We start from the raw sequence: 26426 nt of genomic DNA, 5'->3' as shown, positions 1-26426 counted from the left end.
CGCTGTCTAGCGGGAGTTGCCGTCCCAGAAGTCGGCGATCGCCTTGGCCGTCGCGGTCGGCTGGTCCGTGTTCGGTGAGTGCTCGGCCCGTGCGATGACCGTCCGCCGCGCCTTCAGCCGTACGGCCATGTCGTCCAGGAGCGGCACCGGCCAGGTGTCGTCGCGCGCGCCCGACAGGACGTGGACGGGGAGGGGGACGGCGGCCAGTTCGGCGACCCGGTCCGGCTCTCCGCACAACTGCCGTCCGGCGGCCAGGAGTTGAGCCGGCTTGGTGCCCAGCCAGCGGCGGCGCAGGTCGGCCCGGTCGTCGAGACCCTCGTCCAGCGCACCGCCGGTCTCGGTCTCCTGCGGCGTCTCCATCGCCTGGATCGCGTCCCACACCTCGGCCATCGACATCACGGCGAGCGCGTCCCGCAACAGCTTCGCGCGCTGCTGCTGGGAGGCCGAGATCTCCGCCGGCCCCGACGACATCAGCGTCAGCGACACGAACGGCATGGGGTCGAGGAGTACGGCCGCCCGCGCGATGTGCCCGCCGAAGGAGTGCCCGAGGAGATGCACCGGCGCGCCCACGGTCTCGGCCAGCGCGAGCACGTCCCGCGCCAACTCGTCCTGGGCGTAAGGGGATTCGTCGTCCGCGGGGCCGTCCGTCTCGTACTGGCCCCGCCCGTCCACGGCCACGGTCCGGTACCCGCGCGCCCCGAACGCCTCGTGCAACGGGTTGAAGTCCTCCTTGCTCCCGGTGAACCCCGGCAGCAGCAGCGCGACCCCCTTCGGCTCGACACCGTCGCCCACGGGCGAGTCCACGACGGCGAACTCACCGCGAGCGGTCCGCAGGGGGTACGCGCGAGCGCCGGGGGGCGGGGTGAAGGAAGGGGGCCTACTCATGGGTAGAGGTTAACCGGCGAGCCTGAGCGCGAGGGGGACGGGAGGGTGTGACCGGGGTTGACGGGCTGGTGGAACGCCGATGGCCCGACCCACGTGAAGTGGACCGGGCCATCGGCGTCACTGAGCTGGTCAGCCCTCGGTGGCCTCGACTGCGGCCGTCGCCGCGGTCTTGCGCGGGCGGCGCACCCTCGGCTTGGCCTCGGGCGCCTCCGCCGTCTCCGTCACGACCGGGGCCTCGGCGGCCTTGCGGGTCGTACGGCGACGCGGCTTGACCTCCGCCTCCTCGGCAACCTGCGCCGGGATCTCGGCGGTGGCCGCCGTCTTGAGGGCCCGACGGGGCTTGGCCTCGACAGCCTCGGCCGTGTCGACAGCGGCAACCGCCGCCTTACGGGTCCGACGCGGCTTGGCCTCGGCGACGACCTCCGCAGGTGCCTCTATGGCAACGGCAGCGGCCGTCTTACGGGTCCGGCGCGGCTTGCTCTCGACGGCCTCGACCGTGTCCACGGCGGCCTCGGCGGCAACCGCGGTCTTGCGAGTGCGACGCGGCTTGACCTCGGCGACCTCCACCGGAGCCTCTACGGCAACAGCGGCGGCCGTCTTGCGAGTGCGGCGCGGCTTCGTCTCGACGGCCTCGGCGGTGTCCACGGCGACGACCTCGGCCGGAGCCGCGGTCTTCCGGGTCCGCCGCGGCTTGGTCTCCGCCACGACCGGCGTCTCCACGGCCTCCACCACCGGCTCCGCGACCTTGCGGGTACGGCGCCGGGGCGCGGCCGCTACGGCGTCGCCCTGCTCCTCGACCACCTGCGCGGGGATGTCGGCGACGGCCTTGCGGGTCGCGGTACGGCGACGCGGCTTGGTCTCCTCGACGGCCTCGACCGTGTCGACGACCTCGGCCGCTTCGACCGGAGCCGCGGTCTTGCGCGCCCGGGTCCGACGCGGCTTGGCCTCGACGGCCTCGGCCGTGTCGACCGCGGCCACGGCGGCGGGTTCGGCGACAGCGGGGGTCGCGACCTCGACGACCGGCTCCGCGGCCTGTGCGGCCTTACGGGTCCGGCGGCGCGGCTTGGTCTCCTCGACCGGAGCCTCGGCCACGGGGGCCTCGACCACCGGGGTCACTGCCGCGGTCTCGACCGCGGGCTCCGCCGACTTCCGCGTACGCCGACGGCGCGACGTCGTCGGGGCGTCCAGGGTCGAACCCTCAGCCGTGGCTACGGCGCTCTCCGCGACCTCGGACACGGGCGTGACGGGTGTGGAGGTGACTGTCGTGGCCGGCAGTTGCTCTCCCGTCGCTCCGTTGCGGTTGCGGCGACGGCGGCGCGGAGTGCGGGTCGCGGTGTCCTCGGAGGCGGCCACCGCGGTCTCCTCCGGAGAGGACGACGTCACGGCCGTAGCCGCCGAAGTCCCTTCCATCGGGGCGCCGTTGCGGGTACGACGGCGGCGGCGCGGGGTGCGTGCCGCGCGCTCGGTGTCGGCGGAACGGGACTCGTCGCGGGTGTCGCGGCTGTTGTCACGGCCGCTGTCGCGACCGCCCCTGCCGGCGTCACGACCGCTGTCACGGCCGCCACGACCGCCATCGCGACCGCCCCGGCCACGCGGGCCGCCGCGACCGCCGGTCTCGCCGAGGTCCTCGACCTCCTCCGCGGCCAGCCCGGCGCGCGTGCGCTCCGAGCGGGGCAGGACACCCTTGGTGCCCGCGGCGATGTTCATTTCCTCGAAGAAGTGCGGGGACGTGGAGTACGTCTCCGGCGGGTTCGGGAAACCGAGGTCCAGCGCCTTGTTGATGAGCTGCCAGCGCGGGATGTCGTCCCAGTCGACGAGGGTGACCGCGATGCCCTTGGCGCCCGCGCGGCCGGTGCGGCCGATGCGGTGCAGGTAGGTCTTCTCGTCCTCGGGGGACTGGTAGTTGATGACGTGCGTTACGCCCTCGACGTCGATACCGCGGGCGGCGACGTCGGTGCAGACGAGCACGTCCACCTTGCCGTTGCGGAACGCGCGCAGTGCCTGCTCGCGGGCGCCCTGGCCGAGGTCGCCGTGGACCGCGCCGGAGGCGAAGCCGCGCTGCTGGAGCTGGTCGGCGAGGTCGGCCGCCGTGCGCTTCGTACGGCAGAAGACCATGACCGGGCCCCGGCCCTCGGCCTGGAGGATGCGGGCGACGAGCTCGGGCTTGTCCATGTTGTGCGCGCGGTAGATGAACTGCTTGGTGTTCGCGACCGTCGCGCCCTCGTCGTCCGGCGAGGTGGCGCGGATGTGCGTGGGCTGCGTCATGTAGCGGCGCGCGAGACCGATGACGGCGCCCGGCATGGTCGCCGAGAACAGCATCGTCTGACGGCGGGCCGGCAGGAAGTTGATGATCTTCTCGACGTCGGGCAGGAAGCCCAGGTCGAGCATCTCGTCGGCCTCGTCCAGGACGAGCGACCGGATGTGCTTGAGGTCGAGCTTCTTCTGGCCCGCGAGGTCCAGCAGTCGGCCCGGGGTGCCGACGATGACGTCGACGCCCTTGCGGAGCGCCTCGACCTGCGGCTCGTAGGCCCGGCCGCCGTAGATGGCGAGGACGCGTACGTTGCGCACCTTGCCCGCGGTCAGCAGGTCGTTCGTGACCTGCGTGCACAGCTCGCGCGTGGGGACCACGACGAGTGCCTGCGGGGCGTCGGTCAGCTGCTCGGGCTTGGCCCGGCCGGCCTCGACGTCCGCGGGGACGGTCACGCGCTCCAGGAGCGGGAGGCCGAAGCCCAGCGTCTTGCCGGTGCCGGTCTTGGCCTGGCCGATGACGTCCGTGCCGGAAAGGGCTACGGGGAGCGTCATCTCCTGGATCGGGAAGGGGGAGACGATACCGACGGCCTCAAGGGCCTCAGCGGTCTCGGGAAGGATTCCGAGCTCTCGGAAAGTAGTCAGGGTGCTGCCTCTTCTGTGTGCGCGGTGCGAGGCGAGCGCGGGGGTCGTGTCAGGACCGTGCCGGGGACGTCGGCTGCTTTACGGACAACCCGCGAGGGCAAGCCGTACTGCACGGGACCACTGCCGACGCTCTAGCGCTCGAACCGCTGAGGGTCCCCCTCCGAACGACGTACGCACTGTCACGTACGGGCGAGGAGGGCTGTCGGGTCGGAGCCGATCGGGCCACCGACCGGGCATCCTCATTCGTGCGGCCCGGCGAATACTCGGCGGGCGCATTACCACCATACCCCGGAATCACGCACATGCGTTGGCCGATTTGGTCACGTTGTCGTCGTCACACTGATTGACCAGGGACTTCCGCCGTGCTGTGAGCGGGCTATTGTGCGCTTCATGACGACCGCTGACAACGCCTCCGACGCACCCGCCGAACCCACCGGAGTCGCCGCCCAGGACTGGGCCACGGCCTCCGTCGACCCGCAGTACCGCAACGCGGTCGTGGACCTGCTCGGCGCGCTCGCGTACGGCGAGCTGGCGGCGTTCGAGCGGCTCGCGGAGGACGCCAAGCTGGCGCCGACGCTCGCGGACAAGGCGGAGCTGGCGAAGATGGCGTCGGCCGAGTTCCACCACTTCGAGCAGCTCAGGGACCGGCTCACCGAGATCGGTGCCGAGCCGACCGACGCGATGCAGCCGTTCGTCGCCGCACTCGACGGCTTCCACAAGCAGACGGCGCCCTCGGACTGGCTGGAGGGCCTCGTCAAGGCGTACGTCGGCGACTCGATCGCCAGTGACTTCTACCGCGAGGTCGCCGCCCGCCTCGACAAGGACTCCCGCCTGCTGGTGCTCGGCGTCCTCGACGACACCGGGCACGCGAGCTTCGCCGTGGAGAAGGTGCGCGCGGCGATCGACGCGGAACCGCGTGTGGGGGGCCGACTCGCCCTGTGGGCACGGCGGTTGATGGGTGAGGCGCTGTCCCAGTCCCAGCGGGTTGTCGCCGATCGGGACGCGCTGTCGACGATGCTCGTGGGTGGCGTGGCGGACGGCTTCGACCTCGCGGAGGTGGGCCGGATGTTCTCGCGGATCACCGAGGCGCACACCAAGCGGATGGCGGCGCTGGGGCTCGCCGCGTAGACACGGCTACGGCTACGGCTTCGGGGGAGTGCGACCGGTGCGGCTAGGCGGGGGCGGATCGTCCCCGGAGCCGTCGCGAGGGTCGAAGGAGCAGCGAGAGCGAGGCCGCCGAGACGACCGCCGCGCCGAGCAGGCTCGCCAGGCCGCTGCCGGGGCCCAGCGCGCTGTGGGTGACGAAGTCACCGAAAAGGGCTCCGGCGACACCCGTGGAGAACACCAGGGGGCGGGTCGGCAGACGGTGTGCGAGCCGGTGCGTGGCGGCCCACGCGAGCAGCACACCCAGCACAGCGGAGCCGAGCGCTTCCAGGATCATCACGGGGGTCCCTCCCACGGCCGTCGTCGTTGTGCGGTCGTAGCCGGTCATACCCGTGACCTGCGGAATGCAATCCTCCCCTGTGGGTGACTTGTGCTCCATCTGTGGTGGAAACGCGAGGGGGCCCGGTGACCTCCGCGGTCACCGGGCCCCCTCGAGCGTTCGCGACTACAGCGCGCCGAAGCCCACCTTGCGCGGGGCCGCCTCGCCGAGCTCGACATACGCGAGCCGGTCGGCGGGGACGAGGACCTTGCGGCCGTGCTCGTCCACGAGGCTCAGCAGCGGAGCCTTCCCGGTCAGCGCCTCGGCCACGGCCTGCTCGACCTCCTCGGCGCTCTGACCGGTCTCCAGAACGATCTCGCGAGGCGTGTGCAGCACGCCGATCTTGACCTCCACGGCTATGTCCCTCCGACGGTCAGCAAAGTGCGCGATCTTCCGCGCTGTACGCAGCACACATTAGCCCGGCGAGGGGACGTAGATGTTCCGCGCCGGAACGCCAAGAGCGAACAGCCGACGGGAACAAACGACCGTCAGTGGTGTTCGCTGCCGTGCAGCGGGAAACCGGCGATGCCGCGCCACGCCAGCGAGGCCAGCAGCTGGACCGCCTGGTCGCGCGGGACGCTGCGGTCGCTGTGCAGCCAGGAGCGGGCGACGACCTGGGCGAGACCGCCCAGACCCGAGGCCAGCAGCATCGACTCGTCCCGGGAGAGGCCGGTGTCCTCGGCGATGACCTCGCAGATCGCCTCGGCGCACTCGTTCGTCACCTTGTCGACGCGCTCGCGCACGGCGGGCTCGTTCGTCAGGTCCGATTCGAAGACCAGCCGGAAGGCGCCGCCGTCGTCCTCGACGTAGGCGAAGTACGCGTCCATGGTCGCCCGGACGCGCTGCTTGTTGTCCGACGTCGACGCGAGCGCGGTCCGTACCGACTGGATCAGCGACTCGCAGTGCTGGTCGAGGAGGGCGAGGTAGAGGTCGAGCTTGCCCGGGAAGTGCTGGTAGAGCACCGGCTTGCTGACGCCCGCGCGCTCGGCGATGTCGTCCATCGCGGCCGCGTGGTAGCCCTGTGCGACGAAGACCTCCTGGGCGGCGCCCAGCAGTTGGTTCCGTCGGGCACGGCGCGGCAGGCGGGTGCCCCGCGGGCGCGCCGCCTCTGTCTGCTCGATGGCTGTCACGCCGCCTCCCAAATGTCGTCCTCATGCGGTGAGCGCCGCGCCGCCATCGTACTTTTCGGTAACCGTGGTGTGCGCGGTGCGAGCGCAGAATTTCACGTACCGGACGATGGTGAAAGCGGCGCGAATGCCCCTAGAAGGGGATGTAGAGGTCGCGGGCGGTCGGAGGTAAGTGGCTTCTTCTTACTGAAGGGGCTCGGTCCGCCTGCTGATCCGCCTACTGGTCTGCCTACTGAAGGGGCCGGTCGATGTCACCGGTAGTCGTCTTCGTCGAGGGCGACGACGCGGGCCTGTTCGGCGACGTCGGCCTCGTTGGCCTTGCCCGGGTCGACGTCGGCCGGTTGTTCGTCGGTGGTGTCGTCCTCGGGGGCTTCCACGTCGAACGGGGTGTCGCTCTCGTCCTCGAACGTCTCCGGATCGCTGGGGTCGACGGTCATGGCGGGCTCCCTTCCTGGTGCGTCGTGCGCTTGTCGATACGGGTGCCCTGTCTACGAGCCTAGGAGACACCGGGCAGGGGTGCCATGGCGGACGTCTTAGGGCTGTCGTAGGGCCGGCGCAGGGGACTGTCGTGGGGCCGGGGCAGGGCTTGTGACGGCGAACACACGAGCTACTGCGTGATCGTCTCGTAACATTGCCGCATGTCTTCGACAGAGCTGCCTTCCGTGTCGGCCGCCACCAGCGTGCTCCCCAAGGTGGCGCCCGTCCGGGTCGGCGAGGGGGAGCGGCTCAGGTCGGTCGGCCTGCCGGGGATCACCCTGACGGTGCGGTCGAGAGCGGCGGTGCGCGAAGGACTGCCGCCCGCGCTGTACGTCCACGGGCTCGGCGGTTCCTCGCAGAACTGGTCGCAGCTCATGGCCGAGCTCGACGGCCTGGTCGACAGCGAGGCCCTGGACCTGCCGGGCTTCGGCGACTCCCCGCCACCGGACGACGGCGACTACTCCGTCACCGGGCACGCGCGCGCGGTCATCCGTTACCTCGACGCGGCCGGGCGCGGCCCGGTGCACCTCTTCGGCAACTCGCTGGGCGGCGCGATCACCACGCGCGTGGCCGCGGTCCGCCCGGACCTCGTCCGCACGCTCACCCTGATCTCCCCGGCCCTGCCGGAGATCCGCGTCCAGCGCTCGGCGGTACCGACCGCGCTGCTGGGCCTCCCGGGGGTCGCGTCCCTGTTCACCCGCATCAGCAGGGAGTGGACGGCCGAACAGCGCGTCCGCGGCGTCCTGGGCCTCTGCTACGGCGATCCCGGCACGGTGACCCCGGAGGCGTTCCGGTACGCGGTCGAGGAGTTGGAGCGGCGCCTCCAACTCCCGTACTTCTGGGACGCGATGGCCCGTTCCTCCCGGGGCATCGTCAACGCGTACACCCTGGGCGGCCAACACGGCCTCTGGCGCCAGGCCGAACGCGTCCTGGCCCCCACCCTCCTCGTCTACGGCGGCCGCGACCAACTGGTCGGCTACCGCATGGCCCAGCGCGCGGCCCGCACCTTCCGGGACTCGCGCCTGCTGTCCCTGCCGGACGCGGGGCACGTCGCGATGATGGAGTACCCGGAGTCGGTGGCGGCGGCGTTCCGTGAACTTCTCGCGGATGTGGGGGAGTCGGGAGTGTTCGGCGAGGTGGGGGAGTCGGCGGGAGTCGGTCCCGTGCGGGGACGTCGTGCAGTTGAAGCGGATGGTTTCGGCCGAGGTGGCGGGAGCGGTGCGCGGGGGTCCCGGGGCGGCGGTTCGGTGAGTACGGTGAGTGATGCCGGCGGCGCGGGAGCGGGAGCGGGGTCCGGTGCCGGTGCCGGGGGCGAAGGCAACGACGATACGAACGCGGGGAGTTGAGGGGGCGACGTGGGACGCCATAGTCGCCGTAGGTCCCCTGCGAAGGGTGACTCCGCGGATGTAGGAAGCGTTGGGGCGGGGAAGGACGGGACGGGCGCGGGCGCTCAGGACGCTTCTCGGGATGCTCAGGGGGCTCGGGGGTCGCAGAGGGAGCAGGGAGGCCGGGCTGGTTCTCCTGGTCCTGGGTCCGGATCTGGGTCGATATCTGGCCGACAGCAACCTTCTGGGAGCGGGAATCCGGAGTACGGGGCGTCGAGCCTCCCGGACGGGACGCCGGCTCGCGGGGTACCGGGGCCGGGCATGGCCGAGGGCACGCCCGCGCGCGGGGTTCCGCGGGCCCAGGGGGCGGCGCCTGCTCAAGCTGGTCAACGGGGGCCGCGTCCTCAGGGCGGGACGCCCGCTCAGGGGGTGCCGGGTTTCGCGGGTGGGACTCCTGCTCATGGGGTGCCGCGTTTCCAGGGCCAGCCGCCTGCTCAGGGTGGGCTGCGTCCCTCGGAGGAGACACCTGCTCACGGAGTACCGCGCTACCAGGGCCAGCCGCCTGCTCAGGGTGGGCCGCGTCCCCCGGAAGGGACACCCGCTCGCGGAGTACCGCGCTACCAGGGGTCGCCGTCCGAGCAGGATGCGCCGCGTTTCCAGGGTCAGCCGCCTGCTCAGGGTGGGCTGCGTCCCTCGGAGGAGACACCTGCTCACGGAGTACCGCGCTACCAGGGCCAGCCGCCCGCTCAAGGTGGACCCCGCCTTCCTGATGGGACCCCGGCTCACGGGTCGCCGCGTTTCTTCGGGGGTGGTTCTGCGGCTGGTGGGCCGCGTCTCCCCGATGGCACTCCCGCGCGCGGGGTTCCGCGTCTGCCGGATGGCTGGTCCGCGCAGGGGGCGCCGGGTTCCGCTGACGGCGCTCCTGGGCGGGGCGTTCCCCGGCTTGCGGACGGGACGCCGGCCCATGGGTTTCCCCGGTTGGCCGATGGCACTCCGGCTCATGGGTTTCCGAGGCTTCCGGATGGCACACCGGCTCGCGGTGTTCCGCGTGCGCCGGACGGCACCTCTGTGCAGGGCACCGCCCGGTTGGCCGATGGCACTCCGGCCCATGGGTTTCCGAGGCTGCCCGATGGCACTCCCGCGCGCGGTGTCCCTCGCTCGCCGGACGGCACCTCACGCGCGCGTGCCGGTCATCCCGAGCAGCCTGAATCCGGGGGCGCCTGGGGTGAGTTGAGAGGGCGGAGCGGTGTGGGACCCGGCGGGTCGCGTGGGACGCTCGGCGCTTCTCAAGACTCGTCCGGCGCGCCCGGTACTCCCGGCATGCCCCAAACTCCCGTCGCCGGTACGCCCTCAGCCTCGGGCCCGGGGCTCCCCATCCCCCGGCAGCGCCAGGCCCCTCAAGCCGGTCCCCGGCGAGGCGGGCACGCCGCCGGTCGTAGTCCCCGGCAGGACTACGTCGACGCCTTCGAGGCGGACGCGGGCGTCGACGACGACGTCTTCGCGCCCCGGACCGGCGTCGCGACGCACCCCTCCGACCCGTACGGCTCCGTCACCACCTGGACCCCTGAGAGCGACGCCGACGACGCGCCCCCTGCCGACCTCGACTCCTCGTCCGCGCGGGGCACAGGCCGTAAGGGACGGACGTACACCGGTATCGCGGCCGCCGCCGTCACCACCGTGCTGGCCGTCGTCGTGGCCGGGCAGGTCGCCAAGGACGGTGACAGTGACGGGGCGCGGTCGCAGGCGGCCGCCGATCGGGCCCGGGATGCCCGAGAGGCGGCCTCGCCGCAGGCAAGCCCGTCCGGTACGCCGCGCCTGGTGGCGCTGACGTACGCCCAGAAGATGGCCAAGAAGTACCCGCTCAGCGCGAAGCTCAAGGGGCCGGACAAGTTCGACGCGGTGCCCGGTGTCGACAAGGCGCCCGGCAAGGGGCGCAAGTACACGTATCGCGTCGACGTGGAGAAGGGGCTCGGGCTGGATGGGACGCTCTTCGCGCAGGCCGTGCAGAAGACGCTGAACGACAAGCGGAGTTGGGCCCACAACGGTGCCCGTACCTTCGAGCGGATCTACACGGGCAAACCGGACTTCGTGATCACCCTCGCCAGTCCTGGTACCACCGCCACGTGGTGTGCCAAGTCCGGTCTCGACACCACCGAGGACAACGTGTCGTGCGACTCGGCGGCCACCGAACGTGTGTTGATCAATGCGTATCGATGGGCGCAGGGGTCATCAACATATGGGGACAAGATGTACGCGTATCGACAGATGTTGATCAATCATGAGGTCGGTCATCGTCTCGGCTACGGGCACGTCACCTGCGACAAGGACGGCGAGTTGGCGCCCGTCATGCAGCAGCAGACCAAGTTCCTCGATCACGACGGGATCCACTGCCTGCCGAACCCCTGGCCGTACCCGGGCAGTTGACCGGCGACGCTTATGTCACATTGACACGAGCCGCAACTTCCATCATATTTTTGCGCATGTGGTCTAGTCATGTCCCGAACCGCGCCGGCATCGAGCTGGCGCTCATCGGCGTGACCCCGATCTGCGTGGCCGACATCCTCTGTCGCTGAACACCGCCCCTGGCGTCTGTGTCGCGACCCGCATCACCACGCCCTTGCCCGTGTGATCTCGGCAGGGCTTTTTCGACGACCTGACGCCTGGGCAGACGGCTGTTCACTTCCGTCTCACTCCTCGTCCATCAGTCTCACTATTCGAGAAACCTCCTGGAAACCCCAGCGGGATCCTCGAAAGTCACCCGAGAGGTCGTCATTCCGATGCGTCAACCGTCCGTCATAGCCCGGCGCGTGGCCGTGGCATCCGTCAGCCTGGCCGTGGCAGCGGGCGCCGCCGCCTGCGGGCCGAAGGACAACGATGCCAAGGCCTCCGGTGGCGACTCCACGCCCCACAAGGGCGGCACGCTCACGGTCCTGAACGCGCAGCCCCAGGAGGACTTCGACCCGGCCCGCCTGTACACCTCCGGCGGCGGCAACGTCCCCTCCCTCGTCTTCCGCACCCTTACCACGCGCAACCGCGAGAACGGCGCGGCCGGCGCCAAGGTCGTCCCGGACCTCGCCACCGACACCGGGCGCCCCAACAAGGACGCGACCGTGTGGACGTACACCCTGAAGAAGGGCCTCAAGTACGAGGACGGCACCGCGATCACCTCGGCCGACATCAAGTACGGCATCGAGCGCTCCTTCGCCCCCGAACTCTCCGGCGGTGCGCCCTACTTGAGGGACTGGCTGGTCGGCGCGGCCGACTACCAGGGGCCGTACAAGGACAAGAAGGGGCTCAGCGCGATTGAGACTCCTGACAGCCGGACCATCGTCTTCCATCTGAACAAGCCCGAGGGCGAGTTCCCGTATCTCGCCACGCAGACGCAGTTCACGCCCGTCCCGAAGGCGAAGGACACGGGGACGAAGTACGAGCAGCACCCGATCTCGTCGGGGCCGTACAAGGTCGTCAGCAACCAGAACGACGGTGAGACGATCGTCCTGGAGCGCAACAAGTACTGGTCCACCGCGACGGACGCCGAGCGCAAGGCCTACCCGGACAAGATCGACGTGAAGTCGGGGCTCGACTCGTCCGTGATCAACCAGCGGTTGTCCGCGTCCCAGGGGACGGACGCCGCGGCCGTCACGACGGACACCAACCTCGGCCCCGCCGAACTCGCCAAGGTGACCGGCGACAAGGAACTCGCCGCGCGCGTCGGCACCGGGCACTTCGGTTACACGAACTACATCGCGTTCAACCCCAAGGTCGCGCCGTTCAACAACGTCAAGGTGCGCCAGGCGATCTCGTACGCCATCGACCGTTCGTCGGTGGTGAACGCGGCGGGCGGTTCGTCGCTGGCCGAGGCCGCGACCACCTTCCTGCCGAACCAGAAGTCCTTCGGGTACGACCCCTACGACCTCTTCCCGGCGGGTGCGTCCGGCAACGCGGCGAAGGCCAAGGAGCTGCTCAAGGAGGCCGGTTACCCGAAGGGGATCACCGTCACGCTGACGCACTCCAACGACAAGGACTTCGAGACCAGCCCCGAGATCGCGACCGCGATCCAGGACGCGCTCAAGAAGGCCGGCATCACCGTCAAGCTCCAGGGCCTGGAGATCAACGACTACAAGGACAAGATCCACAGCGTCAAGACCGAGCCGGGCTTCTTCCTCGCCCACTGGGGTGCCGACTGGCCCTCCGGCGGTCCCTTCCTCGCCCCGATCTTCGACGGCCGCCAGATCGTCGAGGACGGCGCGAACTTCAACACCGGCCTGCTCAATGACAAGTCGGTCAATGCCGAGATTGATTCGATCAACAAGTTGACGAATCTTGACGAGGCCGCCAAGCGATGGGGCGCGCTGGACAAGAAGATCGGCGAGCAGGCCCTGACCGTGCCGCTGTTCCACCCCGTCTACAAGCGACTGGTCGGCAAGGACATCAGGAACGTCGTGATCAGCGACTGGACCGGCGTCCTGGACATCTCCCAGGTCGCGGTCAAGTAACCCCATGAGCGAGGCACTTGTCGCCTCCCAGGCCGCCGGGACGGACCTCTCCGTCCCGGCGGGCTCGGGGGCCCGTCAGTTCTGGCGGCGGCTGCGAGCGCAGCGCGCCGCCCTCGTCGCGGCGGCCGTCGTCGCCCTGCTCGTCCTGGTCGCGCTCGCCGCGCCGCTGCTCACCGCGATCGAGGGCCAGGACCCCTTCACCTACCACCCCTCGCTCATCGACTCCGCGCGCGGGGGCGTGCCGACCGGCTCCTTCGGGGGCATCACCGGCGACCACTGGCTCGGCGTCGAACCACAGACAGGCCGCGACCTGTTCGCCCGGCTCGCCTACGGTGCCCGGGTCTCGCTCGGCGTCGCCCTGGGGGCGACCGTCGTGCAGGTCACCATCGGGGTCGTGATCGGTGTCGCCGCCGCGCTCGGCAGCCGATGGGTTGATCAACTGTTGAGCCGGATCACCGACATCATCGTGGCGATGCCGTTGATGATCATGTCGTTGGCACTGCTCGCGATCGTGCCCAGCAGCTTCCCGCGGCCCCTGCTCGTCGCGCTCGTCATCGGGCTCATCGCCTGGGGCAACATCGCGAAGATCGTGCGCGCCCAGACGCTCACCCTGAAGGAGCTCGACTACGTCTCCGCCGCCCGGCTCAGCGGCTGGGGCACCTGGCGCATCGCCCGCCGCGAACTGCTGCCCGGGCTGGCCGCGCCCGTCATCACCTACGCGGCACTCCTCGTACCGATCAACATCACTACCGAAGCCGCGCTGTCCTTCCTCGGCGTCGGCGTGAAGCCCCCGACGCCCTCCTGGGGGCAGATGCTCACCGCCGCCGACGTCTGGTACCAGGCCGCCCCGCAGTACCTGCTGCTGCCCGCCAGCGCCCTCTTCGTCACCGTCCTGGCGCTGACCGTCCTCGGCGACGGCATCCGCACGGCCCTCGACCCTCGCGCGGCCTCCCGCCTGCGCATCGGCACGGGCCGCAAGCGCGAGGCGAAGGCGGACGCGAGCGCCAAGAAGGCGACGGCGGGTGGGAACTCCGGCCAGTCAAGAGTTGACCCGAGTGTCAATGCGGTCAATGCGAGCGGCGAGAAGGAGGACCCGGCATGAGCGGCTTCGGAGGCTTCGTCCTGCGCCGAGGCATCGGCACCGTGATCACCTTGTTCGCGATCTCGGTGATCGTCTACGTGGTCTTCTTCGTCACCCCCGGGAACGTCGCCCAGATCACCTGCGGCCCGCGCTGCTCCCCGGAGCAAGTGCACCAGGTGGCGCAGCAGTTGAGGCTCGACGACCCGTTGTACCTCCGCTACTGGCACTTCCTCCAGGGCATCCTCGTCGGCCAGGACTACTCCACGGGCACCTCCGTGGAGCACTGCTCGGCGCCCTGCCTCGGGCAGTCGTACCAGGGCGACCAGCAGGTCACCCAGCTGATCCTGTCGAAGCTGCCGGTCAGCCTGTCGCTCGTGTTCGGCGCGATGGTGCTGTGGCTGATCCTCGGCGTCGGCACAGGCATTCTGTCGGCGTGGCGGCGCGGCCGGTTCACCGAGCGCCTGCTGACCGGCATCACCCTCGCGGGTGTCGCCACCCCGGTGTTCGTGATCGGCCTGGTGCTGATGATCGTCGTCTGCGGGCAGCTGCAACTGCTGCCCTTCCCGCAGTACGTCGGCCTCACCGACGACCCCGAACAGTGGGCCTGGAACCTGCTGTTGCCCTGGCTCTCGCTCGCCCTCATCGAGGCCGCCGCGTTCGCCCGGCTCACCAGGGCGTCGATGCTGGAGACGCTCGCCGAGGACCACATCCGCACCTTCCGCGCGTACGGCGTGGGGGAGCGGTCGATCATCGGGCGGCACGCGCTGCGCGGGGCGTTCGCGCCGATCATCGCGCTCAACGCGAACAACGTCGGCTCGGCGGTCGGCGGCGCGGTGCTCACCGAGACGCTGTTCGGGCTGCCCGGCATCGGACAGGAACTCGTCCACGCCGTCAATGTCGTCGACCTGCCGGTGGTCGTCGGCATGGTCCTGGTCATCGGCTTCTTCGTGGTCATCGCCAACGCCGTCGCGGACGTGCTGTACGCGGTGGCCGACCGACGGGTGGTGCTCGCATGAGTTCGGGTACTGGCATGAGTTCTGCGAACGTGTTGGTGGAGGTCACCGACCTGACGGTCGGGTTCGGATCGCTGCGCGCCGTGGACGGTCTCTCCTTCCGGCTGGAGAAGGGCGCCGCGCTGGGCCTGGTCGGCGAGTCCGGTTCGGGCAAGTCCACGGTCGCCTCGGCCCTGTTGGGGCTGCACCGCGGCACCGGGGCCGACGTCGGCGGCTCGGTCCGCGTGGCCGGCATCGACGTACAGGAGGCGTCCGACGCGGACCTGCACCGGCTGCGCGGCGGGAAGGCCGCGATGGTCTTCCAGGACCCGCTGTCGTCCCTGGACCCGTACTACGCGATCGGCGACCAGATAGCCGAGGTCTACCGCGTGCACACGCGCGTGTCCCGTCGGGCCGCACGCGCGCGTGCCGTCGAGGTGCTGGACCGGGTCGGAATTCCGGACGCGGTACGGCGGTCCCGTTCGCGCCCGCACGAGTTCAGCGGCGGCATGCGGCAACGCGCCCTCATCGCGATGGCGCTCGCTTGCGAACCGGACCTGTTGATCGCCGACGAGCCCACGACGGCACTTGATGTGACCGTCCAGGCCCAGATCCTGGACCTGCTGCACACGCTGCGCGAGGAGACCGGCCTGGGGCTGCTGCTCGTCACGCACGACGTGGGTGTCGCCGCCGAGAGCGTCGACGAGATCCTGGTCATGCGGCACGGGCGGGCCGTCGAACACGGGCCGGTGGAGTCCGTTCTCGGGGCGCCCACCGAGCCGTACACCCGGGACCTGCTCGGCGCGGTCCCGCGCGTGGACGTGCCGCGCGCGCCCTCTGAGGCGTCCTCGGCGGCCCAGGAGGTCGTCCTGGAAGCCACAGGCCTGCGTCGCGAATTCGGGCGTGGGAAGCGGGCGTTCGCGGCCGTGGACGACGTGTCGCTGACGATCCACCGGGGCGAGACCCTCGGCATCGTGGGCGAGAGCGGCAGCGGCAAGACGACGCTGGGCCGGATGCTGGTCGGGCTCCTGAAGCCCACGGCCGGCGAGATCAAGCCCGGCGGCGGGGTCCGTCCCGACGTCCAGATGGTGTTCCAGGACCCCGTCTCCTCCCTCAACCCCCGCCGCAGCGTGGGCGAGTCGATCGCCGACCCGCTCCGCGCGCGTGGCGAACGTGACGAGGAGAGCATCCGGGGGCGCGTACGCGAACTCCTGGAGCGTGTGGGGCTCGAAGGGGCGCACTACGACCGCTACCCGCACGAGTTCAGCGGTGGCCAGCGCCAGCGCGTGGGCATCGCTCGGGCGCTCGCGGCCGACCCGCGCGTGATCGTGTGCGACGAGCCGGTCTCCGCGCTCGACGTCACCACACAGGCCCAGGTCGTCGCCCTGCTCGGCGAACTCCAGCGCGAACTCGGCCTCGCGCTCGTGTTCGTCGCCCACGACCTCGCCGTCGTCCGCCAGGTCAGCGACCGGGTCGCGGTGATGCGACGCGGGAGGATCGTTGAACAAGGCCCCGCCGACGAGGTCTACGACGCCCCGCAGGACCCGTACACGAAGCAGCTCCTGGCCGCCGTACCGGCCCTCGATCCCCAGGTCGCGGCCCAACGGAGGTCGGCCCGACGGGAGTTGGCGACGACGTGACGGTGCCGTCGCGACGACGAGACGGTGCCGTCCTCACGACGGGACGGTGCCGTCCTCGCGACGTGACGGCCTCGTCGCTACGGCACCGTAGCGACGGCACGACAGCGGTCTGACGTTCCGTGCGCGATTGATCTCTTAGCGCGACGGAACGCGATCCGCACGGGAAAGTTACGCCCGTTCACCCCTTTTGGTGGCGCGATGGACAACCGTCCGTCGCGCCACCGCCTTGTCCGCGTACGTTCGTCCCGCTGCGAGCCGCCGGGTCAACGGCGGCTCCCCATATGGGAGATCGGGGGTGTACCCGTGCGCATAGGACTGCTTACGGAGGGTGGCTATCCGTATGTGAGCGGTGACGCCAGACTCTGGTGCGACCGGCTCGTACGCGGGCTCGGGCAGCATGAGTTCGACATCTACGCGCTCAGCCGCAGCGAGCGCCAGGAGGACGAGGGCTGGCTCGAACTGCCGCCCCAGGTCGGCCGGGTGCGGACCGCGCCGCTGTGGACCGCCGAGGACGACGGGGTGACCCTCGGGCGGCGTGCGCGCCGGCGGTTCGCCGAGTGCTACGAGGAGCTGGCGGCCGTTCTGTGTGAGGGGGACGGCCAGGCCCCGGAGGCAGCGGAAGGGGTGCTCGGCGAACCGGGGGAGCCCTCCGCCGATGTGGCGGACCGTTTCGCCAATGCCCTGTACGGGCTCGCGGAACTCGCTCGCGACGAGGGCGGACTCGTAGGCGCGCTGCGCTCCGAAAGCGCCGTGCGTGCGCTGGAACGCGCCTGTCGTGCGCCCGGCGCCCTCCGCACGGCACGCGAGGCGCGCGTACCCGAACTCCTCACCGTCGCCGCGCAGTTGGAACGCGCCCTGCGCCCCCTCTCGCTCGACTGGTACGAGGACGACGCCCTCGGCTCCGTGGACCTCTGCCACGCGACGGCCGGCGGCACCGCGGCCCTGCCCGGGCTGCTCGCCCGGCACTTCGCCGGCGTACCGCTGCTCGTGACCGAGTACGGCGTACAACTGCGCACGCACTACCTGGCCTCCGCCGACGCGCCGCCCGCCGTACGGGCCCTGCTCGCCGCCTTCCACGGCAGGCTGGCCGCCGAGATCTACCGGCGGGCCACGCTGATCACCCCCGGCAACAGCCACACCCGCCGCTGGCAGGAACGCTGCGGCGCCGACCGGACGAAGCTTCGCACGGTCCATCCCGGCATGGAGGCGACCCGCTTCGCGGAGGTGGGCGAGGCGCCCGACGGCGCGGACCCGGACACGCTGGTGTGGGTCGGCCGGGTCGAACCGGCGAAGGACCTGATCTCGCTGCTCCACGCCTTCGCGGAGATCCGCAAGGACGAGCCCAAGGCGCGCCTGAGGATCGTCGGCGCGCCCTCCGGCGCCGAGGGCGAGGCCTACCTGGGCCACTGCCGGGCGCTGGCCGCGCAACTCTTCCCCGACGAGGCCGAGGGTGTGCACGCGGTCGGCGACAACCCGGTGTCCTTCGAGGAGATCGGTGGCCCGGACGCCCCCACGCTCGCCGAGGCGTACGCGGCCGGCACGGTGATCGTCCTCTCCAGCGTCGTCGAGGGCTTCCCGCTCAGCCTGGTCGAGGCCATGTTCTGCGGCCGGGCGACCGTGTCCACGGACGTCGGCGCGGTGGTCGAGGTCATCGGCGGTACCGGGCTCGTCGTACCCCCGCGCAATCCGCGGGCGCTCGCGGAGGCCTGCGTGAGCCTGTTGCGCGACCCCGAGCGTCGCGAGCGCCTGGGCGCCGCCGCACGCGCCCGGGCACTCGAACTGTTCACCGTCGAGCAGAACATCGCGGCATTTCACGGCATTTACCTGGAGATCGTCTCGCACTCCCCGGTACGCCGGGTGGTCCTCAACGAGTCGGGTGACCCCCTCCCCTTCGCCGCCCCCGCCGAGTCGCACGTCCCCGGCCGCTGGACCGGCCCGATGGCCCGCGTCGTGGCCCGAGGCGGCCCCACCTGGGCGACCGGAACGCCGGTACGCGCCACACCTCCCTTGCCGGCCACGGAGGCAGCCCGATGAGCGGCCTCGGCGAACTCGACCGCCCCGGGACACCCGGCAGCGCGGGGGCGTGGGACGCGCGGTCGGAGGAGTGGCTCGGGGGGAGTGGGGAGTCGAGGGCGGAGGGAGAAGCGCCGGGGTCGGAGGGAGAGGCGCCGGGCGAGCTGTCGGCTGTCGGCCAGGGCGCCGGTGACGTCCGGGGCGCCGTAGACGGTGGGGAAGCGGTATCGGTCGCCGGCCGGGACGCCGGTGATGCCCGTGTCGCCGTAGAGGGTGACGAAGCCGTGCCGGTCGCCGACCCAGGCACTTACGACACCGCCCCGATCATCACCGCTCCTGCTCCACGCGCCGCCCGCCCCGCAGTTGACGCGCAGCAGCCGCACCCCCGGACGGCGCCCGCACCACCCCCCCGCGCGACCGACCGCAAGCCCGCCCCCACCCGTCGAGGCGCCGCCGACCCGGTCAAGGCGTTGATGCACCGGCACCGCGAACTGTGCGAACGGGCCGTCGACCCGCTGGAGATCGCCGCAGGGCTGGAGGCGCACGGCGTCACCGATCGCACCGCGGCCCGCTTCCGGCACCGGGACGTGTTCTCGCTCGCCGAGGAGATGTACGCACGCGTGCCCCGCGACGACGCGGCGGCCCCGCCCTCCGACGCCGTGACCGAACAAGCGCCCCGCGCCGGCTGGGCCGTACTCGCCCTCCTGCCCGGAGTCCTCTGCGCCGCGGCCGTGACCGGTGTGCGGCTCACGGACGGTCGGCTGCGGCTGGCGGTGGCCGTCGGCGGTGTGCTCGCCGTGGCCCTCGGAGTGCGCGTGGCCCTCGGCCGCGGCCCGCTGAGCAACCCGCCCGGCACGCACGCATGGCGCACGCCCCCCGGCACCCGCCTGTGGACGTACTGGCTGCTCGCCTACGCCCTTCTCGGCGACGGGCTGCTCCGTGCCGCGGACGACGGCGGGCCCGACGGCCTGCCGACCGGCCTCGCGGGCGGGGCCTGGTCCACGGCCACCGCACCGGTCCTGGCCCTCACCCTGGCCTGCGCCCCCGCGGCCTGGTGCGCCCACCACTTCGCCGTACGTGCCCGGCGCAAGCTCGCGACCAGTCGCGGACTTGAGGACTTCGCCGACTCCGTACGACCGCTGCTGCTCGGCACGTTCGCCCTGTTCCTGTGCGCCCTGACCGCCCTCCTCGCCCTCTGCGGCGCGGCCCTGGGCGAGCCCGCCGCGTACGCCCAGGCCGTCACCCTGGGCGCCCTGCTGCTGCTCGCCCGCCTCCTCATCGTCCATGGCTTCACCCGCGCCCCGACCCTCGCGCTCGGCGCGGCGGCCGCGACGGAGGCGACGGCCCTGGCCCTGGACCTCATCGGCCGGCTTCCCGGCTGCGGCTTCCTGGCCACCCCCGTCGAAACCGTCCTGGGCTCCTGGGGCCCGGGCGGCATCCCGGCCCTGGCCTGCGGAGCAGCCGCCCTGGCCCTCCTGTTCCACACCACCCGCACGCTGACCAGAGCCTCCGCGCACGCGCCGGCGAACGAGCCGCGGTGACACCGCCGATGACCCGCACCAACCAGAGGCGTCACCCGGCCGCAGGCGCCCGGCCCCACCGCCGGAGGCAACCGCATCACCCTGTGAAGGAGAACACCAGATGATCACCTCCCGATCCGGAGAGTCGGCCCCGGGAGCCGTCCGATGAGGGTCCTGCTGATCGGAGCCAACGGCTACCTCGGCCGCTTCGTCGCCGACCGCCTGCTCGCCGACCCGGCCGTCCAGCTCACCGCGCTCGGCCGCGGCGACGACGCCGACGTCCGCTTCGACCTCGCGACCGGCAGCCCCGGAGCGCTCACCCGCTTCCTCGACGCCGTCCACCCCGGAGTCGTCATCAACTGCGCCGGTGCCACCAGAGGCGGCGCCCGCGAACTCACCCGGCACAACACCGTCGCCGTCGCCACCGTCTGCGAGGCCCTGCGCCGCAGCGGCTGCGGAGCCCGACTCGTGCAGATCGGCTGCGGCGCGGAGTACGGCCCCAGCCAGCCCGGTTCCTCCACGGCCGAGGACGCCGTACCCCGCCCCGGCGGCCCGTACGGCGTCAGCAAACTCGCCGCCACCGAACTGGTCCTGGGCTCCGGCCTCGACGCTGTGGTGCTGCGCGTCTTCTCACCCGCCGGACCCGGCACCCCCGCCGGTTCCCCGCTCGGCCGGCTCGCCGAGGCCATGCGCCGGGCCATGCAGTCCGGCGACGGCGAACTCAAACTCGGCGGCCTGGGCGCACAACGCGACTTCGTCGACGTACGGGACGTGGCCCGCGCCGTCCACGCGGCCTCGCTCTCCGCCGCGCAGGGCGTCATCAACATCGGCTCGGGCCGCGCGGTCCGGCTGCGCGACGCCGCCGCCGTTCTCGCCCGCGTGGCCGGATACGGCGGCGCGCTGCACGAACTCGACGGCCCGCCCGGCCCGTTGAGGGCGGCCATCGGGCACCCCCGCACCGACCCCGACCACGCGGCCCCGGTCGCGTACCCGTACCCGGACGGCTGCGGGAGCTGGCAGCAGGCCGATGTGCGCACCGCGCGCGACCGGCTCGGCTGGCGGCCCCGGATCAACCTCGAAGAGTCCCTCGCCGACATCTGGATGGAGGCGGCATGCCGCATCTGACCAGCACGACCCCGGGCACCGCGACCACCGGCGTCCGCACCGGCTTCGGCATCCCCGGCTACGCGCACCCCCTGGTCGCGCCGGCCGAATGGGGCGAACTCACCCGCCCCGGCACCCCCTTGGACTGGGTCGTCCTCAACGTCTCCTCCGGCCCGGGGGCCCGCCCCGACCCGCACTGCCTGGAGGCGGCCGGGCGGCTCCGCAACACCGGCGTCCGCGTCCTCGGCCACCTGGACGCCGCCCACGGCGCCCGCACCTTCGGTGACCTGATCTCCGAGGCGCACCGCTACCGCGACTGGTACCAGGTCGACGGCTTCCTCCTGGACCGCTGTCCCACCGACCGGGCCGCGCTCCCCGAGGCCCGCCGCACGGTCGGCACGCTCCGCGAGATCCGTGACGGCGCCCACATCGTCCTGGGGCACGGCACCCACCCGTACCCCGGATACGCCGAGTGCGCCGACCAGTTGGTGACCTTCTCCGGCCCGTGGAGCGACTACCGCTGGTCGCAGGTCGCCGAGTGGACCGCCGACCACCCGCCCGAGCGCTTCTGCCACTTCGTGCACGGCGTCCCGCGCGGCCATCTCGACGAGGCGCTGCGCATCGCCCGCTGGCAGGGCGCCTCGACGATCTACTTCACCGACCGCACCGATCACGGCGGCCGCACCGACCCCTGGGAGACCATGCCCGACTACTGGGACGAGATCGTCTCGCGGATCGGAACGGGTGTCTCGGAATGAAGAAGGGCATGGCAGTGTTACGGGGAGAACAACTGTAGTGATTGACCGACCAACGGAGTCCCCGTGTCGCTGCCACCCCTGGTCGAGCCGGCTGCCGAGCTCACCGTAGACGAGGTCCGCAGGTACTCCCGCCACCTGATCATCCCCGATGTGGGCATGGACGGGCAGAAGCGGCTGAAGAACGCCAAGGTGCTCTGTGTGGGCGCCGGCGGTCTGGGCTCGCCGGCGCTGATGTACCTGGCCGCGGCGGGCGTGGGCACGCTCGGCATCGTGGAGTTCGACGAGGTCGACGAGTCGAACCTGCAGCGCCAGATCATCCACAGCCAGGCCGACATCGGCCGCTCCAAGGCCGAGTCGGCGCGCGACTCCGTGCTGGGCATCAACCCGTACGTGAACGTGATCCTCCACGAAGAGCGGCTTGAGGCCGAGAACGTGATGGACATCTTCAGCCAGTACGACCTGATCGTCGACGGCACGGACAACTTCGCGACCCGCTACCTGGTCAACGACGCCGCCGTGCTGCTGAACAAGCCGTACGTGTGGGGTTCGATCTACCGCTTCGACGGCCAGGCCTCCGTCTTCTGGTCCGAGCACGGCCCCTGCTACCGCTGCCTCTACCCGGAGCCCCCGCCCCCCGGCATGGTCCCCTCCTGCGCCGAGGGCGGCGTCCTGGGCGTGCTGTGCGCGTCCATCGGCTCCATCCAGGTCACCGAGGCGATCAAGCTCCTCACCGGCATCGGCGACCCGCTCGTCGGCCGCCTGATGATCTACGACGCCCTGGAGATGCAGTACCGCCAGGTCAAGGTCCGCAAGGACCCCAACTGCGCGGTCTGCGGCCCGAACGCGACCGTCACCGAGCTCATCGACTACGAGGCCTTCTGCGGCGTCGTCTCCGAGGAGGCCCAGCAGGCGGCCGCCGGCTCGACGATCACTCCCAAGCAGCTCAAGGAGTGGATCGACGACGGTGAGAACATCGAGATCATCGACGTCCGTGAGATCAACGAGTACGAGATCGTCTCGATCCCCGGCGCCAAGCTGATCCCCAAGAACGAGTTCCTCATGGGCACCGCCCTGGAGACGCTCCCGCAGGACAAGAAGATCGTCCTGCACTGCAAGACGGGTGTCCGCAGTGCGGAGGTCCTCGCCGTCCTCAAGTCGGCCGGCTTCGCGGACGCGGTCCACGTCGGCGGCGGCGTGATCGGCTGGGTCAACCAGATCGAGCCCGACAAGCCCGTCTACTAGACCCACGCTTTCCCGGGAGGGGCTCGGCACCACAAGTGCCGGGCCCCTTTCGGCTGCCCCCGTTGTCCCTGACGCCCCGACCGCCCCGACCGCTCCGGCTACGAGGCGCAGACCTTCCCGTCCTTGGGCACCGTCCCCTTCAGCAGGTACGCGTCCACCGTCGAGTCGACACAGTCGCTCCCGCTCCCGTACGCCCCGTGTCCCTCGCCCTTCCAGGTGAGCTCCACACCGACGCCCTTGCCCAGCTCGTCGACCATCTTGCGGGCACCCTCGTACGGCGTCGCCGGGTCCCCGGTGTTGCCGACCACCAGGATCGGCGCCGCACCGGGCGCGCTGACCTCCGGGGTGTCGTACTGCCCGGCCACCGGCCAGTCGTGACACCACCCGGCCGTGTCCCAGCCCAGGAAGTCGCCGAACACGGGCGAGATCTTCTCGAACTCGGGCAGCAGCTTCTGCGTCTGCTCGGGCGTCGGCCGCTGCTTGTCGTCCAAGCACGATATGACCCGTTGGGAGTGGGTCGTCGTGCCGTAGTGCCCCGCGCTGTCACGGTCGTTGTAGCCGTCGGCGAGGGCCAGCAGCTCCGAACCGTCGCCCTCCTCCGCCGAGTTCAGGGCGCTGGTCAGCGTGGGCCAGCTCTCCTTGCTGTACAGCGGGAGGACGATGCCGGTCAGCGCGAGCGTCTCGGTCAGCTCCCGCCCGGTCGAGGTGGCCAGCGGCTTGGCGTCCATCCGCTTCAGCAGGGCCGCGATCTTCTTCGAGCCCTGAGCCGGGTCCTGGTCCGTCGACTTGAGGTAGTCGTCCAGCGCGCGCTGGAAACCCCGGGTCTGGTTCAGCGCGTGGCCCACTGAGTCGGCGCTCGGGTCGACGACCGCGTCCAGGATCAGCCGCCCCACGTTCTTCGGGAACAAGTGGGCGTAGACACCGCCGAGTTCGGTGCCGTACGAGATGCCGAAGTAGTGCATCTTCCTGTCGCCCAGCACCTGGCGCATCAGGTCCATGTCGCGGGCCGTGTCGGTCGTCGACACATGCGCCATCAGCTTCCCGGCGGCCTTCTCGCAGCCCTTGCCGAAGGCGGTGGCGTCCTGGAAGTACGCCTTCTCCTCGGCCGACGTGTCCGGCGTGGCGTCGATGTCCTCGGAGGCCTGGATCGCCTTGTCGCCGCGGCAGCGGACGCCCTCGCTGGCGCCGACCCCGCGCGGGTCCCAGCTCACCAGGTCGTAGCGCTCGTGCAGTGCGGGCACCGTGGTGGCGTACGCCGGCATGTAGTCGACGCCCGAGCCGCCGGGGCCGCCGAAGTTGAACAGCAGCGAGCCGATGCGGTCGCCGCCGGTCGACTTGGAGCGGATCAGCGCGAGCCCGATCGTGGAGCCGCTCGGCTTGGCCCAGTCCAGCGGCACCTTGAGCGTCGCGCACTGCCAGTCGCTGCTCGGCGCGGCCGAGTTCGCGGTGGCTTTGCAGCGTCCCCAGTCGAGTTTCTGCGCGGTCAGCGACGCGGGCAGCGCGGCCGTAGTGGAAGAGGACGAGTCGGCGGCGGACGGCTTGGCGTCCCCCGCGCCCGCGCCGTCCTTGCCGTCGTCGGACGAGCCGCTGCTACAGCCGGCCGTCAGCAGTGCGGCGGCGGCCATCAGGGCCGTCCACCGTACGAATCGCGCCATGTACATTTCCCCCCTCGCAGGCCGTCCGCGTCACGCAGCGGATGGCGGTCAGGCCATAGTAGGCGGCGCGAGCCGAGCCCGTGACGGCCTGTGGATAACCTTTTGACCTGCGCTTTTGCCCGGATTTCGGGAGGTGGGTTCAGGAGCAGACGGTACCGGCCGCCGGGACTTTCCCGTTCAGCAGATAGCCGTTCACCGCGCTCTGCACGCACTTGTTCTTGCTGTCGTACGCGCCGTGCCCCTGGCCCTTGTACGTCAGCTCGACCGCGACGCCCTTGCCCAGCGCGTCCACCATCTTCTTCGCGCCCTCGTACGGCGTGGCCGGGTCACCGGTGTTGCCCACGACGAGGATCGGCGCAGACCCGGCCGCGCTCACGTCGGGATGGTCGGCGGCGCCCGGCACGGCCCAGTCGGTGCAGCTGACCATGCCCCAGGCGAGGAAGTCGCCGAAGAGGGGAGAGGCGGCCCGGAACTCGGGCAGCTTCCCCTCCACGTAGTCGGCGGTGTATCTCGGCTTGTCGTCGGCGCAGTTGATGGCGATGTTCGCCGCGGTGATGTTGCTGTACTCGCCGTTCTCGCTGCGCCCGTTCATCGAGTCGGACAACGCCATGAGGACCTTGCCGTCACCGCTGTAGGCCTGTTCGAGGCCCTCGGTGAGGTACTCCCAGAAGTCCTTCGAGTACAGCGCCTGCGCGATGCCGTTCGTCGCGGCCGTCTGGGTCAACTGGCGGGGGAAGATGCCCGGGATCGGCTTGCTGTCGAGGCTCTTGAGCAGCTTGGCGATGCGGTCCTTGACGTCCTGCGCGGTGTCGCCGACCGGGCAGTCCGTGGTCTTCGACGTGCAGTCGTCGGCGAAGTTGTCGAGCGCGAGCTGGAAGCCCTTGGCCTGTCCCAGGGAGCCCTGTTCGGAGTTCTGCGTGGGGTCGACGACCGCGTCGAAGACGGCACGCCCCACGTGTTTGGGGAACAAGTGGGCGTAGACGCCGCCGAGTTCGGTGCCGTAGGAGATGCCGAAGTAGTGCAGCTTGTCGTCACCGAGGACCTGGCGCATCAGGTCCATGTCGCGGGCCGCGTCGGTGGTGCGCACCTGGGGGAGCATCTTCTTGGAGTTCTTCTCGCAGGCCGCGTTGAACTGCTTGGTGTTGGCCAGGAGCTTGGTGCGCTCGGCCGTGGTGTCCGGGGTCGCGTCCTGCTGGAAGTACTGGTCGAGCTGGGAGTCGCTCTCGCACTCGACGCCGGCGCTGCGGCCCACTCCGCGCGGGTCGAAGCTCACCAGGTCGTAGCGGGTGCGCAGGGTCGCGTAGTCCTCGCCGAACGCGGGCAGTGTGGTGACGCCCGAGCCGCCGGGGCCGCCGAAGTTGAAGACGAGCGAGCCGATCCGCTTGCTCGCGGCGCCGCTGGCCTTCGCCCGCACCAGGGCGAGTCCGATCGTGTCGCCCTTGGGCTTGCTCCAGTCGAGCGGCGCCTTCATGGTGGCGCACTGCCACTTGGTGCCGTTCGGCAACGGTGACGGTGCGGCGCCGCCGCCCTCGGCCTCGGACGGGGCCGGGCAGTCCTTCCAGCTCAGCTTCTGGGCCGTCGGATCCTCGTCCTTGGAGTCGCCGCCGCAGCCCGCCAGCGTGGCGGACAGCAGGACGACGGTGGCGGTCAGGGCAGCGGCACGCAGCCGGGAGGGGTTCGGCATGATCCCATCCTGGGGTCGCGTACGGCGGTGCGCTCGGGGCGCGGGCCGTACG

The 26426-nt window shown here is 71.2% G+C and carries 21 protein-coding genes; 13 read left to right on the top strand and 8 right to left on the bottom strand.

Going from position 1 to position 26426, the window contains the following annotated elements; genetic code table 11:
• Window positions 1-6 precede the first annotated feature (6 nt).
• Together OG194_RS15705 and OG194_RS15700 are read right to left on the bottom strand one after the other, a co-directional pair.
• Window positions 7-885, bottom strand: coding sequence for an alpha/beta fold hydrolase (locus OG194_RS15705; protein WP_327401467.1), 879 nt, complete (start codon window positions 883-885; stop codon window positions 7-9).
• 129 nt (window positions 886-1014) lie between these two features.
• Window positions 1015-3687, bottom strand: a complete 2673-nt coding sequence (locus tag OG194_RS15700) for a DEAD/DEAH box helicase (protein WP_327401466.1) — start codon at window positions 3685-3687, stop codon at window positions 1015-1017.
• Window positions 3688-4167: 480 nt separating this feature from the next.
• Between OG194_RS15700 and OG194_RS15695 the strand changes: the two genes are divergently transcribed.
• A complete protein-coding gene (locus tag OG194_RS15695; protein ID WP_327401465.1) occupies window positions 4168-4905 on the top strand; it encodes a ferritin-like fold-containing protein in 738 nt (245 codons plus the stop codon).
• Window positions 4906-4948: 43 nt separating this feature from the next.
• On the opposite strand, the gene OG194_RS15690 is transcribed toward OG194_RS15695, so the two are convergent.
• The 4 genes from OG194_RS15690 to OG194_RS15675 all read right to left on the bottom strand — a co-directional run bounded on the left by OG194_RS15690 (window position 4949) and on the right by OG194_RS15675 (window position 6824).
• Complete coding sequence (locus OG194_RS15690) at window positions 4949-5218, bottom strand: hypothetical protein (protein ID WP_327407088.1); 270 nt, start codon at window positions 5216-5218, stop codon at window positions 4949-4951.
• Window positions 5219-5386: 168 nt separating this feature from the next.
• Window positions 5387-5614, bottom strand: a complete 228-nt coding sequence (locus OG194_RS15685) for a DUF3107 domain-containing protein (protein ID WP_019072095.1) — start codon at window positions 5612-5614, stop codon at window positions 5387-5389.
• A 134-nt stretch (window positions 5615-5748) separates the two neighbouring features.
• The gene (locus OG194_RS15680; RefSeq protein ID WP_327401464.1) at window positions 5749-6390 is read right to left on the bottom strand and encodes a TetR/AcrR family transcriptional regulator; all 642 of its coding nucleotides are present in this window, start codon (window positions 6388-6390) and stop codon (window positions 5749-5751) included.
• Between the two features lie 248 nt (window positions 6391-6638).
• Window positions 6639-6824 (bottom strand): hypothetical protein, encoded by a 186-nt coding sequence (locus tag OG194_RS15675; RefSeq protein WP_327401463.1) that lies wholly within the window; start codon window positions 6822-6824, stop codon window positions 6639-6641.
• 201 nt (window positions 6825-7025) lie between these two features.
• Between OG194_RS15675 and OG194_RS15670 the strand changes: the two genes are divergently transcribed.
• The 12 genes from OG194_RS15670 to moeZ all read left to right on the top strand — a co-directional run bounded on the left by OG194_RS15670 (window position 7026) and on the right by moeZ (window position 23035).
• Entirely contained in the window at window positions 7026-8210 is a 1185-nt protein-coding gene (locus tag OG194_RS15670) for an alpha/beta fold hydrolase (protein WP_327401462.1), read from the top strand.
• Window positions 8211-9059: 849 nt separating this feature from the next.
• Complete coding sequence (locus OG194_RS15665; RefSeq protein ID WP_327407087.1) at window positions 9060-10613, top strand: DUF3152 domain-containing protein; 1554 nt, start codon at window positions 9060-9062, stop codon at window positions 10611-10613.
• A gap of 56 nt (window positions 10614-10669) precedes the next feature.
• Window positions 10670-10762 carry an Ms4533A family Cys-rich leader peptide gene (locus OG194_RS15660; protein ID WP_327401461.1) on the top strand — a complete coding sequence of 31 codons (93 nt, stop codon included), beginning with the start codon at window positions 10670-10672 and terminating at the stop codon, window positions 10760-10762.
• Window positions 10763-10966: 204 nt separating this feature from the next.
• Window positions 10967-12685, top strand: a complete 1719-nt coding sequence (locus OG194_RS15655) for an ABC transporter substrate-binding protein (RefSeq protein WP_327401460.1) — start codon at window positions 10967-10969, stop codon at window positions 12683-12685.
• 4 nt (window positions 12686-12689) lie between these two features.
• The gene (locus OG194_RS15650; RefSeq protein ID WP_327401459.1) at window positions 12690-13787 is read left to right on the top strand and encodes an ABC transporter permease; all 1098 of its coding nucleotides are present in this window, start codon (window positions 12690-12692) and stop codon (window positions 13785-13787) included.
• Window positions 13784-14782 (top strand): ABC transporter permease, encoded by a 999-nt coding sequence (locus OG194_RS15645; protein WP_327401458.1) that lies wholly within the window; start codon window positions 13784-13786, stop codon window positions 14780-14782. Before OG194_RS15650 ends, OG194_RS15645 begins: the two co-directional genes overlap by 4 nt.
• A 14-nt stretch (window positions 14783-14796) precedes the next feature.
• Entirely contained in the window at window positions 14797-16398 is a 1602-nt protein-coding gene (locus OG194_RS15640) for a dipeptide ABC transporter ATP-binding protein (protein WP_442811564.1), read from the top strand.
• Between the two features lie 303 nt (window positions 16399-16701).
• A complete protein-coding gene (locus tag OG194_RS15635; protein WP_327401456.1) occupies window positions 16702-18432 on the top strand; it encodes a DUF3492 domain-containing protein in 1731 nt (576 codons plus the stop codon).
• Complete coding sequence (locus OG194_RS15630) at window positions 18429-19952, top strand: hypothetical protein (RefSeq protein ID WP_327401455.1); 1524 nt, start codon at window positions 18429-18431, stop codon at window positions 19950-19952. Before OG194_RS15635 ends, OG194_RS15630 begins: the two co-directional genes overlap by 4 nt.
• A gap of 144 nt (window positions 19953-20096) precedes the next feature.
• Entirely contained in the window at window positions 20097-21056 is a 960-nt protein-coding gene (locus OG194_RS15625) for an NAD-dependent epimerase/dehydratase family protein (RefSeq protein ID WP_033282020.1), read from the top strand.
• On the top strand, window positions 21044-21793 hold the full coding sequence (locus OG194_RS15620) for a spherulation-specific family 4 protein (protein ID WP_327401454.1): 750 nt from the start codon (window positions 21044-21046) through the stop codon (window positions 21791-21793). The genes OG194_RS15625 and OG194_RS15620 overlap by 13 nt, the downstream gene beginning before the upstream one ends.
• A 63-nt stretch (window positions 21794-21856) precedes the next feature.
• A complete protein-coding gene (gene moeZ, locus OG194_RS15615) occupies window positions 21857-23035 on the top strand; it encodes an adenylyltransferase/sulfurtransferase MoeZ (RefSeq protein ID WP_327401453.1) in 1179 nt (392 codons plus the stop codon).
• A gap of 98 nt (window positions 23036-23133) precedes the next feature.
• On the opposite strand, the gene OG194_RS15610 is transcribed toward moeZ, so the two are convergent.
• On the bottom strand, window positions 23134-24690 hold the full coding sequence (locus OG194_RS15610) for an alpha/beta hydrolase (protein WP_327401452.1): 1557 nt from the start codon (window positions 24688-24690) through the stop codon (window positions 23134-23136).
• A gap of 139 nt (window positions 24691-24829) precedes the next feature.
• Window positions 24830-26374 (bottom strand): alpha/beta hydrolase, encoded by a 1545-nt coding sequence (locus OG194_RS15605; RefSeq protein WP_327401451.1) that lies wholly within the window; start codon window positions 26372-26374, stop codon window positions 24830-24832.
• Window positions 26375-26426 lie beyond the last annotated feature (52 nt).

Origin of the sequence: Streptomyces sp. NBC_01288 (assembly GCF_035982055.1) — a bacterium.
Classification (GTDB): Bacteria; Actinomycetota; Actinomycetes; order Streptomycetales; family Streptomycetaceae; genus Streptomyces.
Note: the sequence above shows the minus strand (reverse complement) of the source record. Positions and strands in the feature narration are given on the sequence as shown.